The 12,477-nt window shown below is 63.2% G+C and carries 12 protein-coding genes; 10 read left to right on the plus strand and 2 right to left on the minus strand.

Translation table 11 applies throughout. From position 1 onward, the window contains the following. Positions 1-235 precede the first annotated feature (235 nt). Both AACY13_RS05940 and AACY13_RS05945 read left to right on the plus strand, forming a co-directional pair. Positions 236-985: an electron transfer flavoprotein subunit beta/FixA family protein gene (locus AACY13_RS05940; protein WP_339460055.1), complete on the plus strand. Its 750-nt coding sequence runs from the start codon at positions 236-238 to the stop codon at positions 983-985. Further along, positions 986-1,915, plus strand: a complete 930-nt coding sequence (locus AACY13_RS05945; RefSeq protein WP_339460056.1) for an electron transfer flavoprotein subunit alpha/FixB family protein — start codon at positions 986-988, stop codon at positions 1,913-1,915. A gap of 117 nt (positions 1,916-2,032) precedes the next feature. On the opposite strand, the gene AACY13_RS05950 is transcribed toward AACY13_RS05945, so the two are convergent. Then, on the minus strand, positions 2,033-2,962 hold the full coding sequence (locus tag AACY13_RS05950) for an alpha/beta fold hydrolase (RefSeq protein ID WP_339460057.1): 930 nt from the start codon (positions 2,960-2,962) through the stop codon (positions 2,033-2,035). Between the two features lie 111 nt (positions 2,963-3,073). On the opposite strand from AACY13_RS05950, the gene AACY13_RS05955 reads away from it, so the two are divergent. From AACY13_RS05955 to AACY13_RS05990, 8 genes are all read left to right on the plus strand, one after another. Beyond that, positions 3,074-3,901, plus strand: coding sequence for a substrate-binding periplasmic protein (locus AACY13_RS05955; protein WP_339460058.1), 828 nt, complete (start codon positions 3,074-3,076; stop codon positions 3,899-3,901). Positions 3,902-3,910: 9 nt separating this feature from the next. Next, complete coding sequence (locus AACY13_RS05960; RefSeq protein WP_339460059.1) at positions 3,911-4,264, plus strand: DUF4398 domain-containing protein; 354 nt, start codon at positions 3,911-3,913, stop codon at positions 4,262-4,264. After that, a complete protein-coding gene (locus AACY13_RS05965) occupies positions 4,264-5,076 on the plus strand; it encodes an OmpA family protein (RefSeq protein ID WP_339460060.1) in 813 nt (270 codons plus the stop codon). The genes AACY13_RS05960 and AACY13_RS05965 overlap by 1 nt, the downstream gene beginning before the upstream one ends. A 232-nt stretch (positions 5,077-5,308) precedes the next feature. Beyond that, positions 5,309-6,748 (plus strand): aminotransferase-like domain-containing protein, encoded by a 1,440-nt coding sequence (locus AACY13_RS05970; RefSeq protein WP_339460061.1) that lies wholly within the window; start codon positions 5,309-5,311, stop codon positions 6,746-6,748. Positions 6,749-6,826: 78 nt separating this feature from the next. After that, positions 6,827-8,575 carry a vWA domain-containing protein gene (locus AACY13_RS05975; protein WP_339460062.1) on the plus strand — a complete coding sequence of 583 codons (1,749 nt, stop codon included), beginning with the start codon at positions 6,827-6,829 and terminating at the stop codon, positions 8,573-8,575. Continuing rightward, on the plus strand, positions 8,572-9,153 hold the full coding sequence (locus AACY13_RS05980) for an RNA polymerase sigma factor (protein WP_339460063.1): 582 nt from the start codon (positions 8,572-8,574) through the stop codon (positions 9,151-9,153). Before AACY13_RS05975 ends, AACY13_RS05980 begins: the two co-directional genes overlap by 4 nt. Continuing rightward, positions 9,150-9,908 carry a hypothetical protein gene (locus AACY13_RS05985; protein ID WP_339460064.1) on the plus strand — a complete coding sequence of 253 codons (759 nt, stop codon included), beginning with the start codon at positions 9,150-9,152 and terminating at the stop codon, positions 9,906-9,908. Before AACY13_RS05980 ends, AACY13_RS05985 begins: the two co-directional genes overlap by 4 nt. 399 nt (positions 9,909-10,307) lie before the next feature. Next, positions 10,308-10,559 carry a hypothetical protein gene (locus AACY13_RS05990; protein ID WP_339460066.1) on the plus strand — a complete coding sequence of 84 codons (252 nt, stop codon included), beginning with the start codon at positions 10,308-10,310 and terminating at the stop codon, positions 10,557-10,559. Between the two features lie 27 nt (positions 10,560-10,586). Here the strand turns inward: AACY13_RS05990 and AACY13_RS05995 are convergent, their stop codons facing one another. Beyond that, entirely contained in the window at positions 10,587-12,413 is a 1,827-nt protein-coding gene (locus tag AACY13_RS05995; protein WP_339460068.1) for a long-chain-acyl-CoA synthetase, read from the minus strand. Positions 12,414-12,477: the final 64 nt, after the last annotated feature.

Consider the following 12,477-nt stretch of genomic DNA (forward strand, 5'->3'; position numbering starts at 1 on the left):
CTTCGGATGGGCCAATACAAACGTTTGTTTGAATTTTCTGTAGGGCTGTTAGAATCTTACTACATCGCAGACGATTGGCCGGTCCGTTGTATTGACCAGTTCGGGTCGTGCGGTCAAGATACGGGCGGTTTTGTGTCCGCCGTTATTGGTTGACTCCCGGTTCCGGCCGGTTAGCAGTTCCCGCCATGTTCGCTTCTGGCGACATTCTTATTCACCGGAGAGTAACGAGGAATCCATGAAGGTTCTTGTAGCTGTCAAACGAGTGGTCGACTACAACGTCAAGGTTCGCGTCAAAGCGGACAACAGCGGCGTTGATCTTGCCAACGTCAAGATGTCGATGAACCCTTTCTGCGAAATCGCCGTGGAAGAAGCTGTACGCCTGAAAGAGAAGGGCGTGGCGAGCGAAATCGTCGTCGTAACCATCGGCCCAACCACTGCTCAAGAGCAGCTGCGTACCGCCCTGGCGCTGGGTGCCGATCGTGCCATCCTGGTTGAGTCCGGCGACGAGCTGAACTCCCTGGCCGTGGCCAAGCTGCTCAAGGCAGTGGTCGACAAGGAGCAGCCTCAGCTGGTGATCATGGGCAAGCAGGCCATCGACAGCGACAACAACCAGACCGGCCAGATGCTGGGCGCGCTGACCGGCTTCGGCCAGGGCACCTTCGCCTCCAAGGTTGAAGTAGCTGGCGACAAGGTCAACGTCACCCGCGAAATTGACGGCGGTCTGCAGACCGTTGCGTTGAACCTGCCGGCTATCGTGACCACCGACCTGCGCCTCAATGAGCCGCGCTACGCGTCGCTGCCGAACATCATGAAGGCCAAGAAAAAGCCGCTGGAAACTGTTACTCCGGCTGATCTGGGCGTTTCCACCGCCTCCACCGTCAAGACTCTGAAAGTCGAAGCGCCTGCTACCCGCAGTGCCGGCATCAAGGTCAAGTCCGTGGCTGAACTGGTCGAGAAACTGAAGAACGAGGCGAAGGTAATCTAAATGACTATCCTGGTTATCGCTGAACACACCAATGCCGCCCTGGCTCCTGCCACCCTGAACACCGTGGCTGCTGCCGCGAAGATCGGTGGCGACATCCACGTACTGGTTGCAGGTGCCGCTTGCGGCGCTGCTGCCGAAGCCGCTGCCAAGATCGCTGGCGTGACCAAGGTACTGGTTGCCGACAACGCCGCTTTCGCTCACCAGCTGCCGGAAAACGTTGCGCCGCTGGTTGCCGAACTGGGCAAGGGCTACAGCCACATCCTGGCTGCCGCTACCAGCAACGGTAAGAACATCCTGCCGCGCGTCGCCGCTGCACTGGACGTTGATCAGATCTCGGAAATCATCGCCGTCGAAAGCGCTGACACCTTCAAGCGTCCAATCTACGCCGGTAACGCCATTGCCACCGTGCAGTCTTCCGCTGCCGTTAAAGTTATCACCGTGCGTAGCACCGGTTTCGACCCGGTTGCGGCCGAAGGCGGCAGCGCTGCGGTTGAGGCGGTTGCAGCTGGCGGCGACGCTGGCAAGTCGGCTTTCGTCGGTGAAGAACTGGCCAAGTCCGATCGTCCGGAGCTGACCGCTGCCAAGATCGTCGTTTCCGGCGGCCGCGGCATGCAGAACGGCGACAACTTCAAGCACCTGTACGCACTGGCCGACAAGCTGGGCGCTGCTGTTGGCGCTTCCCGCGCCGCGGTCGACGCGGGTTTCGTACCGAACGACATGCAGGTCGGTCAGACCGGCAAGATCGTTGCTCCGCAGCTGTATATCGCCGTCGGTATCTCCGGCGCGATTCAGCACCTGGCCGGCATGAAAGATTCCAAGGTGATCGTTGCGATCAACAAGGATGAAGAAGCGCCGATCTTCCAGGTGGCCGACTATGGCCTGGTGGCGGATCTGTTCGAAGCCATCCCCGAGCTGGAAAAACTGGTTTAAGTCAGTTTCCCCAGTCCACAAAAAACCCGCTCACCGAGCGGGTTTTTTGTGTTCGGCACATCCATGCGCTTCACCCCTGCGGGGCTTGCGCGCAAGAACGTTGCCGGCGTTTTTGCGCTAATCCGGCAGCGCCTGGAGAAAGGCCCGGTAGTGCTGCGCGGTCTGCTGCGGGCGCTCAATCATCGGTGCGTGGCCGGTTGCGGGCATGACCACGATGGTGGGCTGGCGCAGCAGCGGGCGCATGACCTCGGTGCTGGAGACGTGCAGGGCACGGTCCTCGGCTCCCCAGATCACCAGGGTAGGTGCCTGAATCTTCGCCAGCTCGGGCTCCAGCGGGATATAGCGCTCGATCAGGTGGGCGAATACCCGGTCATAGTGGGCGCTGTTGGCGATCGCCTGTTCGGCGAAATAATCCTTGATCGATGCGGGCAGCGCCGGCGGCTCGACGAAGACGAACTCCAGCAGGCGCTGGAAGTCCTCGGGCTGGCGCACCACCAGTGGGTTGGGCTCGCCGCGTTGGAGTAGCTGCATCAGCTCGCTGGGTTGCGGCGAGGTGATGCCGGCGTTGTCCAGCAAGGCCAGCGACAGCACCTGGTCCGGGTAGCGCGCGGCATATAGCGCACTGATATGCCCGCCCATGGAATTGCCGATCAGGTGCAGCTTGTCGATCTGCAGGGCCTGCACCACATTGGCCAGGCGCTCGGTCTGGGTGCCGACATCGTAGCTGCCGGTCGGCTTGTCGCTAGCACCGAAGCCGGGCAGGTCGAGGGCGATCACCCGGTAGTCCTGGCTGAGGTGGCGGGCGAAGCGCAGCCAGTTGTCCTTGTTGGCGGCAAAGCCGTGGACCATCAATAGGGTTTGTGCATCGTCTGGGCCGCCCTCGTAGTAATGGATGTTAAGATCGCCCACTGCGATCTGCTCGAGGCTCAGGCCCGCTCGTTGCCGCTCCACCAGCTGCATGCCGGCCAACAGGACGGCAGGGGACAGGTAGAGCAGGGCGGCTGTGGCCAGAAGCAGCGAGAACAGGCCGATAATCAGTTTTTTCATGACAGCTCTTTATCGCGTCGATTGGGACGCGTATTAAGCTAGCACGAAGCCTCTGTCTCCCGGCGCGTGTCCGTAGACGCCCCACCCAAGGTTCAGTCGAGAAGTTTGCCAATGCTTGAGCGCGGTTTAGTGAAGTCCTTTGTGTTGTCGCTTGGCCTGCTGGTGCTGCCGGGGCTGGCCGCTGCCGCAGGCAAGTGCGAGCGCCTGGTGGCGACCGGTAATCCGGATTACCCGCCCTATTTATGGCGCGACCCGCAGAACCCGCAGCAGCTGATCGGAGCCAATGCCGACCTGCTCAAGCACCTGGCCACGGAGCTGGGGCTGGTGGTCGATGTGCTCGACAGTGGAGCCTGGCCGCAGCCCCTGGATGAGGTGCGCAGCGGACGTATCGACCTGCTGGCCGGTGCCGTTCTCGATGCTTCGCAGCTCGATGCGATGGACTATGTGCATCCCGTCGCCTATGTCACGCCCAGCGTGGTCTGGGTGCGTCGCGACGCGGCGTTTGCCTATGCCGGCTGGGAGGATTTGCGTGAACACACGGGCGATACCCTGGCGAGCAACAGTTTTGGTGCGCAGTTCGACGCCTATGCCAAGAGTCAGCTGACCTTGGAGCGGGTTTCCAGCCTGACCCTGGCCTTCCAGAACTTGCTGCTCGGGCGCACCGACTATGTGCTCCATGAGCGTTACCCCGGTCAGGCGCTGGCCGATACCCTGGAAATGCAGGATGACCTGCTGGCCCTGGAACCAGCGGTTTCCAGCGAGGGTCTGTATCTCGCGCTGTCGCACAACTCCGCCTGCAACGAACCCTGGCTAAGGGGCGGGCTGGCGAAGAAGATGCTCGAGGCGGTGGCCGCAGGGTTACCCGAGGTCTTGCTGCAGCGCAATCTGCAACTCTGGAAAGAGCAACAGCTCATACCCGCCAGCGACGTTATTCAGTAGGAAAGTCTTGTGATCTATCGACGTTTTTGCACAGCGCTCGTGCCGCTGCTGCTCAGTGCCTGTGCCACCGATCCCGCGCCCGTCGAGCAGTTGCGCCTGACCGAGCAGGCGCTTGCCCAGGCTCAGGCCCTGGGGCTTGCGGCGGAACAGTCCGCGGCGTTGGGGCAGGCCGAGGAGAAGTTCGCCTTGGCCCAGGCCGCCATGCAGGACGAAGACTACAAGCAGGCGCGTATCCAGGCCGAACAGGCCGAACTGGATGCCCGCCTGGCCGAGGCCCAGTACCTGACCGAGAAAAGCGCGCAGCAGTTGGTCGAGCTGAACAACCGCATCAGCCGTTTGCGCAAACAGCTGGGGGGCTTGTAATGAAGACTTTGCCAGCACTGGGTAGCGTGCTTCTGGCGGCGACTGTGCTCAGCGGTTGCGCGTCTTCGCATTCCGCCAGCGAACAGGCACTGCAAGCCGCGAATGGGAGCTTTCAGGCGGTCAAGGAAGATCCCGATGTGCTGCGCAGCGCGGCCAAGGATCTGATTCGTGCCGGCGAGTCCCTGGCGCGCGCCGATCGCCTGTCGAGCTACTGGGGCAGCGCCGACGATGTGACGCACTATGCCTACCTGAGCCAGCAGTACAGCGCGATTGCCGGGCAGAAGAGCGCGCTCAACCTGAACCAGGAACGCGCCGCCAAGCTGGAGCTGGAACGTCAGCGGCTGCAGCTGGCCCTGCGCGAGGTCAAGTTGCTCAGCGTGCAGGAGCAGAGCGACTGGCTCGAAGAGCAGATGGTCAGCCTGACGACCAGCGAGGATGAGCGTGGCCTGGTGATGACCCTGGGTGATGTGCTGTTCGATGCCGGGCACGCCGACCTCAAGGCCTCGGCCAATCGCACGGTGCTCAGGCTGGTGCAGTTCCTTCAGCTCAACCCACGGCGCATCGTGCGGATCGAGGGCTACACCGACAGCCGTGGCGACGCCCAGGAAAACCTCGAGCTGTCCCGGGCCAGAGCCCAGGCGGTGGCCGATGTACTGGTCGATCTGGGCATCGATGCCAAACGCATCGAAGTGCAGGGCCATGGCGAGAGCTTTCCGGTCACTGAAAACGCTTCGGCCAAGGGGCGGGCGCAGAATCGTCGGGTGGAGATCGTGTTTTCCGATGAGCAGGGCCGTTTAGGCTCGTCGCGTTAAAGCGCTGCATCCTTGATAGACCCCGGTTTCCGGGGTTTTTTTATGCCCGCCATCTCCGCTGGTCAGCCAGCGACTCGTCGCCAGGCAGCGCCGTACAATCCGAACAGCTACCGATTGAACCGTTACAGTCCTGGCGGGTTGGCACTGTATCGCCCACAATTCACTGAACTGTACCGGTGCAATTCTAAAAGCCCGGTTTACTGTTTCGGTTCAGCCAAGCAGGAACGCGGTCATGACCAATCTGTTGCTCTATCAGCGTATCGCCCAGCAACTGGCGGAAGATATCCGCCGCGGTGTCTACCAGCCCGGTGAGCGAGTGCCCTCGGTGCGCAAGATGAGCGCACAGCTTAGCGTCAGCCACGCGACTGTGTTGCAGGCTTACGCCAACCTGGAGGATCAGGGCCTGATTCGTGCCCGCCCGCAATCCGGCTTCTATGTGCATCAGACCCCGGCCCTGACCGCGCCGACCCCGGATATCGCTCGGGTCGAGCGGCCCAGCCTGGTGACGCGCAGCAGCATCATCAATCAGGTGCTCACCGAGTCGCGCCGCGAAGGGGTATTTCCCCTGGGGGCTGCGGTACCCCATGTCGATTACCTGCCGGTACGTGCCCTGCATCAGCAACTGGCCAAGGTCACCCGCTTCCACAGTGCGCGGGCCTTCAGCTATATGTTCAGCCCGGGTTTCGAGCCGCTGCGCCGTCAGGTGGCGATCCGCATGCGCGATGCCGGGGTGGTGGTCGACCCGTCCGAGGTGGTGATTACCCACGGCTGCGTCGATGCCCTGCAGATGAGCCTGCGGGTGCTGACCAAGCCGGGCGATCTGATCGCCGCCGAGTCACCGACCTACTACGGTCTGCTGCAACTGGCCGATTTGCTCGGTCTTAAAGTCATCGAGATTCCCAGCGACCCGACTACCGGCATCAGCCTCGAAGCCCTGCAACTGGCGGCCAACCAGTGGCCGATCAAGGCGCTGGTGCTGACCGCGCGGTTGAGCAACCCGCTGGGCGGCACCATTCCCGAGGAGCGCCAGCGCCAGTTGCTGCGCCTGGCCGGCGACTACGATATTCAGATCATCGAAGACGATATCTACGGCGAGCTGATGTTCGAGCAGGGGCCGACCAAGGCGCTCAAGTCCCATGATCGCGAGGGGCGGGTGATCTATTGCTCCAGCTTCTCGAAAACCCTGTCGCCGGGTGTGCGAATCGGCTGGATCATCGCCGGCAAGTACCAGGATGAAATCCAGCGCCTGCAGACCTTCAGCACCCACTCGGCCTGCAGCGTGACGCAGATGGCGGTAGCGGCCTATCTGGAGAACGGCGGTTACGACCGTCACTTGCGCTTTATCCGCCAGGAATACCGCAAGAACCTCAGCGCCTTCCAGCTGGCGGTACAGCAGTACTTCCCCGAAGGCACGCAGATGAGCCGGCCCAAGGGCGGCTTTATCCTCTGGGTCAGTCTGCCGGCACGGGTCAACACCAAGGACCTGCATGTGCGAGCCCTGCAGCAGGGCATCAGCATCGCGCCGGGGCTGATCTTCAGTAATACCGAGCAGTTCAACCACTGCATCCGCCTCAATTGCGGCATCCCGTGGAACCGTGAAGCCGAGCGCGCCTTGATGACCCTGGGGATGCTGGCCGGGCAGCTGTGTCAGGAAGGCGCTGCAAGTTTTTAGCAGCGGCTTAACCCGAGTTGGATAAGCGCTGCGTCTACCTGAGCGAATGGTTCGTTCGATCGCTCAGGAGATGCCGCCATGCCCGTTTATCCCTCACTGCTTGCCCGTCCTCTGCTTGCCGGTTTTGCCGCAGGCGTACTGATCAGCCTCGGCGCGTGCAGCGCCGCCAACCCTGAGCTGCCTGCCAGCGAGGCTGGCAGCCCGTTGCTGAGCGATCAGGCCCATAAGCGTGAACGGGCCGAGCTGCATGAGCAACTGGCCGCTGCCCCAGCGCAGCTGCAACGCAAAAGCCAGGTAGCAGGCAACGCCGTGATGCCCAGCGTGGCCTATGCGCCGATGCCGATGTCTGTGCAGGCCGATGCCTTGCCGTCGGGCTACCGTGACGAGAACCGCGAGCAGTATCAGAAACTGGCGGGCAACCCCGTGCATGCCGTGGCCGAGACGCCGGTGTCGACCTTTAGCATCGATGTGGATACTGGCAGCTACGCTAATGTGCGGCGCTTCCTCAATGGCGGGCAGTTGCCGCCGCAGGACGCGGTGCGCCTGGAGGAGCTGGTCAACTACTTCCCCTACGCCTACCCGCTGCGCAGGGGCGATGCGCCGTTTGGCGTGCACACCGAGCTCGCGGCCACGCCGTGGAATCCCGAAAGCCGCCTGCTGCGTATCGCCATCAAGGCTTCGGACCTACGGGTAGACGAGCTGCCGCCGGCCAATCTGGTGTTTCTGGTGGATGTCTCCGGCTCGATGGATCGCCGCGAAGGCCTGCCCCTGGTGCAAAGCACCCTGAAACTGCTGGTCGAGCAACTGCGCGCTGAGGACAAGGTGTCGCTGGTGGTCTATGCCGGCTCCTCCAGCGTGGTGCTGGAGCCGACTGCCGGCAGCGACAAGGCCAAGGTCCGCGCGGCCATCGACCGGCTCACTGCAGGCGGCTCCACCGCCGGTGAGTCGGGCATTCAGCTGGCCTACGAGCAGGCGCAGCAGGGCTTTATCGACGGTGGCATCAACCGCATCCTGCTGGCTACCGATGGCGACTTCAACGTCGGTATCAGCGATTTCGAAACCCTCAAACAACTGGCCGCCGACAAGCGCAAGACCGGCGTCTCCCTGACCACCCTGGGTTTTGGTACCGATAACTACAACGAGCGGTTGATGGAGCAACTGGCCGATGCCGGCGACGGCAACTACGCCTATATCGACAACCTGCGCGAGGCGCGCAAGGTGCTGGTCGATCAGCTCAGTTCGACCCTGGCGACGGTGGCCAGCGATGTGAAGATCCAGGTCGAGTTCAACCCGGCCGAGGTCAGTGAGTACCGCCTGCTGGGCTACGAGAACCGCGCACTGAAGCGCGAGGACTTCAGCAACGACAAGGTCGATGCCGGCGAAATCGGTGCAGGCCATACCGTCACCGCGCTCTATGAAGTGGTGCCGGTGGGTGGCAAGGGCTGGCTGGAGCCGCTGCGCTATCAGCAAGCGGCCAAGGCGGGTAGCCAGGCGGGCGAACTGGCCTGGCTGCGGATTCGCTACAAGGTGCCAGGGCAGGTCGTCAGCAAACTGCTGGAACAACCGATTCAGGCCGCCGCTGTGCCTGCTATCGGCCAGGCCAGTGAAGACCTGCGCTTTGCCGCCGCGGTGGCCGCCTTCGCCCAGCAGCTCAAGGGCGATACCTACACCGGGCGCTTCAGCCTGGCCGATAGCGCCGAACTGGCGCGCAAGGCCAAGGGCGACGACCGCTTTGGCCTGCGCGCCGAGTTCGTGCAGCTGGTGGAACTGGCGCAGAGCCTGCAAACTGATCAGCACCGTTCAACCAGCGCACGAGTATCGCAGTGAATCGACCCCTCACGGATGACGACGCCGCCTTGTTGCGGCGTTACCGCCGCGGTGATGCGGCGGCTTTTGCCGAGTTGTACCAGCGCCACCGACTCGGCCTGTTCCGCTTTCTGCTCGGCCTGTGTGGCGACCATGCCCTGGCCGAGGAGGTGTTCCAGGAGACCTGGATGAGCCTGATCCGCAGTCAGAGCGAACAGCGCGATGCGGTGCTGTTCAAGACCTGGCTGTACCAGATCGGTCGCAACCGCCTGATCGACACCTGGCGCAAGCAGGGTCGGCACCAGGCGGGGCATGCCGAGTACGACGAACAGCAGCATGCCCCGCACGACCCGCAGCCGGGCCCCGAGCAACAGCTCAGCCTGAGCCGCGATCAGCAGCGTTTGCAGGCCGCCCTGGCGGATTTGCCGGCAGAGCAGCGCGAAGTGTTTCTGCTGCGCGCCCATGGCGATCTGGAGCTGGCCGAGATCGCCGAGCTGACCCAGATACCTGCCGAGACGGTAAAGAGCCGTCTGCGTTATGCCCTGCAGAAGTTACGTCGGCTGCTGGCCGATCCGGCTGCCGAGGAGTTGCCTGTATGAACCACGATCAACACATGTCCGATGAGCAGGAACGGCAGATGCTCGAGCATTTCCGCCAGCACAGTGGCGGCGAGCCCAGCGCACCGCTGGATGCGCAGATTCTCGCAGCCGCCAGCGCCGCCGTGCGCAGCGCGGCCACAACCGAGGTCAAGCCGGGTTTGCGCGCGCGCCTGCACAGCTGGTTGTTCGGCGCTGGCGGCCGGCAGCGCTGGTCGGTGGCGTTGGCCGGGGTAGCCTGCCTGGGGATTGGCGTGAGCCTGACCTGGCGCACCTTCGAGCAGGCTCCGGATGCTTTCGATGCCGTGCCCAGCGCCGCACCCATGGCTCCGGCTGCGGCGAGGCAGGCACCCCAATCCGCGCCGATGTCCGCGCCACTGGCGGAGTCCGCCGCGGTTGCCGATGAACCGGTGCGCTCGCGTGCGGCGCAGTCTGCACCGCTGATCCAGGGCTACAGCGCCGATGCCGCCAAGGCCGAGAAGAAGCTTTCGGCCGGCGCGTCCAATCAGCTGTTGCGCGAAGAGTCGGCGGCCGCCGCGCTGCATGACCATGAGCCCGCCGCGTCAGCCCCCGAGCAAACGGCAGAAGCCGCAGACCGTCAGGCCGAGCTGCACTTGCGCAGCGAGTTGCAACGCTTGCTCAAGCTGCGCCGTGATGGCTGGACGGATGAGGCCGATGCCTTGCTGTTGCAACTGATGCGTGAGCACCCCGGACTGGATATCGACGCGCAGTTGCGGCAACTGCAACAGGCTGACTGAAACCTCGGCATGTGCAAGCGGTGGCCATCCCAGTCGATGGTCGCCGGCTAACCCCAGTCCAGAGCCTTACGCTGTTACCTGTCGTACAGATTGCAGGCTTGCCAGAGCGTGAGGCAGGGGCGAGCATAGTGACTTGTGTCACTGCCTTTGTACCTGCCCATGCCCCTTATTCGAAGTCTTGCACTGCTACTGTCACTGTTGTCGTTAGCCGCCTGTGAGCAGGCAGCCAACCCGCCCGCACAACCCCAGAGCGCAGCCGTGGAGGCTCCAGCGACTGTTCATGACGAGGCGCTCGACGCCCAGCCAGCCGCGCCTGCTGTGAGCCCGTCGACGCTGGATAGCGCCCCAGCGCCGAAGGCTCCAGCCGCGGCACGGCCCAAGCCGACACCGGCGGTCGTTGTGCCCAAGCCCGAGCCCAGTGAGCCTAAAGCGCCGCTGGACCTGAGCCTGCACCCCGATGTGTTTGAATCATTGCAGCCGCTGGAGCCCCCCAGCGATTTGTCGACCACCTTGTTGCCACCGCTGTTTGACGAGAATGCCGCGCCCGATAGCCCCTTTCAGCTCAATGGCAAGCTGATTACCAACGAGCGCGGTGACGACTACTGGCAGTCGGTCGAGGGCGCGCAGCTGCAGTTCGAGTTCAAGCGCTAGCAGGCGGCTTCGATAGGTTGCCGGCAATCAGAAACGGTAGGCCTGCTCACTGATGGCGTTGAATAGACTGTGGTCCAGCGGAGTAAAGCGCTGTTCGCCAGGCAGGCGTACCCATAGCGGCTCCTGAATCGCTGCGGGGTTGTAGGCGGCCTGTTTGAGGTCGCTCTTCTTGTATTTGAAGGTGCCGGTGGTCTCCACCTCGCCGAGTAAACGGATAAACAGCGGCGCAGCGTACACCGGCAGTTCGGCATCCAGATGCGTGGCAAGGGCGGCGTCATTCAGTTGCTGGCCTTCGCTCAGACGCAGCGCGGCCATGCCGCAGCGGCCATTGGTGCCGGGGATTTCCACCCCGTAGACCACCGCATCCTCGACACCGGGGAAGGCACCCAGGACGTTTTCCACCTCGGTGGTGGAGACATTTTCGCCCTTCCAGCGGAAGGTATCGCCGAGACGGTCGACGAACTGCGCGTGCTTGCAGCCGATATCGCGCATCAGGTCGCCGGTGTTGAACCAGGCATCGCCCTTCTTGAATACATCGCGCAGGATCGCCGCCTCGCTCTTGGCCGGGTCGGTGTAGCCGTCGAACGGCCACTTGGCACTGATCTCGCTGATCAACAGACCCGCTTCGCCCTTGTCGGCCTTCTGCAGAAAGCCCTTGGCGGTGCGAATGGCGCAGTCGTTCTCCAGGTCGTAGCGCACGATGGCGTAGGTGGCGGGAGAGAAACCCACGGTATTGTCGAAATTGAACACGTTGGTAAAGCCGATATTGCCTTCGCTGGAGGCGTAGAACTCGGTGATCTGCTCGACCCCGAAGCGCGCCTTGAATTCGGCCCAGATCGAGGGCCGCAGACCGTTGCCGATCATGCAGCGCAGGCTGTTGTTCTGCTCGGCGGCGCACTCGGGCTGATTAAGCAGGTAGCGGCACAGCTCGCCGATATAGCCGAAGCAGGTGGCCTGATAGCGCTGCACATCCGACCAGAAGGCGCTGGCGGAGAACCTGCGACGCAGGGCGATGGCCGCGCCACCGGCGATGGCGGCGCTCCAGCACACGGTCACGGCGTTGTTGTGGTAGCAGGGCAGGGTGAGGTAGAGCACGTCCTGAGTGCTCAGGGTCAGGCCGGAGTGGCCGAAACCGCCGTAAGCCTTGATCCACTTGCCATGGCTCATGATCGAGGCCTTGGGCAGGCCGGTGGTACCGGAGGTGTAAATCAGAAAGCAGGGGTCTTTCATCTTCACCCTGGCGCTGTCCGGCGGGTTATCGCTGGCCTGGCTGCGCGCCAGCTGCATCAGATTGGTCCAGCCGTCGGGTGTCTGGCCGGCATCGCTTAGGCAATCCTGATCGGCAATCCAGTAGCGCGGGGTACTGGGGTTATCCAGTTGCCCGGCGACCTCATCGAAGGCGGCCAGCAATTCGTCGCCGATCAGCATAAAACCCGGCTTGACCAGATTGAGGCTATGGGCCAGCACCTTGCCGCGCTGGGTGGTGTTGACCAGCGCGCCGACCGCGCCGAGCTTACTCAGGGCGGCGAGGATCGCCAGCAGTTCCAGGCGGTTTTCCAGCATCACCGCCACCACGCTGCCATGGCGCACACCGTCGGTCTTGAAGGCCCAGGCCAGGCGATTGGCCCAGGCGTTGAACTGGGCATAGCTGAGGCTGCGCGACTCATCCAGCAGCGCCGGGCGTTCGGGATGCTGCCGCGCCGTGCGCTCCAGCGCCCAGGCCAGCGACAGGTTCTTCTCGCGATTGCGAATGCCGGCGTAATACAGGCCGCGCAACATGCGCGGCACACGCGGCAGGTGCTGGGGTAGACGGGCAAGGAAACGCAGCGGGGAAATCAGGTCGGTCTGGCTCATGGCTCTCGCGCTTATGGTTGTTATGCGGGGGCGAAGCCCAACTCTAGTCGCCGGCATGCGCTTG

Origin of the sequence: Pseudomonas sp. EA_105y_Pfl2_R69 (genome assembly GCF_963970915.1) — a bacterium.
In the GTDB taxonomy this organism is placed as follows: Bacteria; Pseudomonadota; Gammaproteobacteria; order Pseudomonadales; family Pseudomonadaceae; genus Aquipseudomonas.

Bases quoted from the DNA above. Each gene is read 5' to 3' on its own strand.
- AACY13_RS05950 (WP_339460057.1), bottom strand. From the start codon at position 2,962: ATGAAAAAACTGATTATCGGCCTGTTCTCGCTGCTTCTGGCCACAGCC.
- AACY13_RS05975 (WP_339460062.1), top strand. From the start codon at position 6,827: ATGCCCGTTTATCCCTCACTGCTTGCCCGTCCTCTGCTTGCCGGTTTT.
- AACY13_RS05995 (WP_339460068.1), bottom strand. From the start codon at position 12,413: ATGAGCCAGACCGACCTGATTTCCCCGCTGCGTTTCCTTGCCCGTCTA.
- AACY13_RS05970 (WP_339460061.1), top strand. From the start codon at position 5,309: ATGACCAATCTGTTGCTCTATCAGCGTATCGCCCAGCAACTGGCGGAA.
- AACY13_RS05965 (WP_339460060.1), top strand. From the start codon at position 4,264: ATGAAGACTTTGCCAGCACTGGGTAGCGTGCTTCTGGCGGCGACTGTG.
- AACY13_RS05945 (WP_339460056.1), top strand. From the start codon at position 986: ATGACTATCCTGGTTATCGCTGAACACACCAATGCCGCCCTGGCTCCT.
- AACY13_RS05985 (WP_339460064.1), top strand. From the start codon at position 9,150: ATGAACCACGATCAACACATGTCCGATGAGCAGGAACGGCAGATGCTC.
- AACY13_RS05955 (WP_339460058.1), top strand. From the start codon at position 3,074: ATGCTTGAGCGCGGTTTAGTGAAGTCCTTTGTGTTGTCGCTTGGCCTG.
- AACY13_RS05940 (WP_339460055.1), top strand. From the start codon at position 236: ATGAAGGTTCTTGTAGCTGTCAAACGAGTGGTCGACTACAACGTCAAG.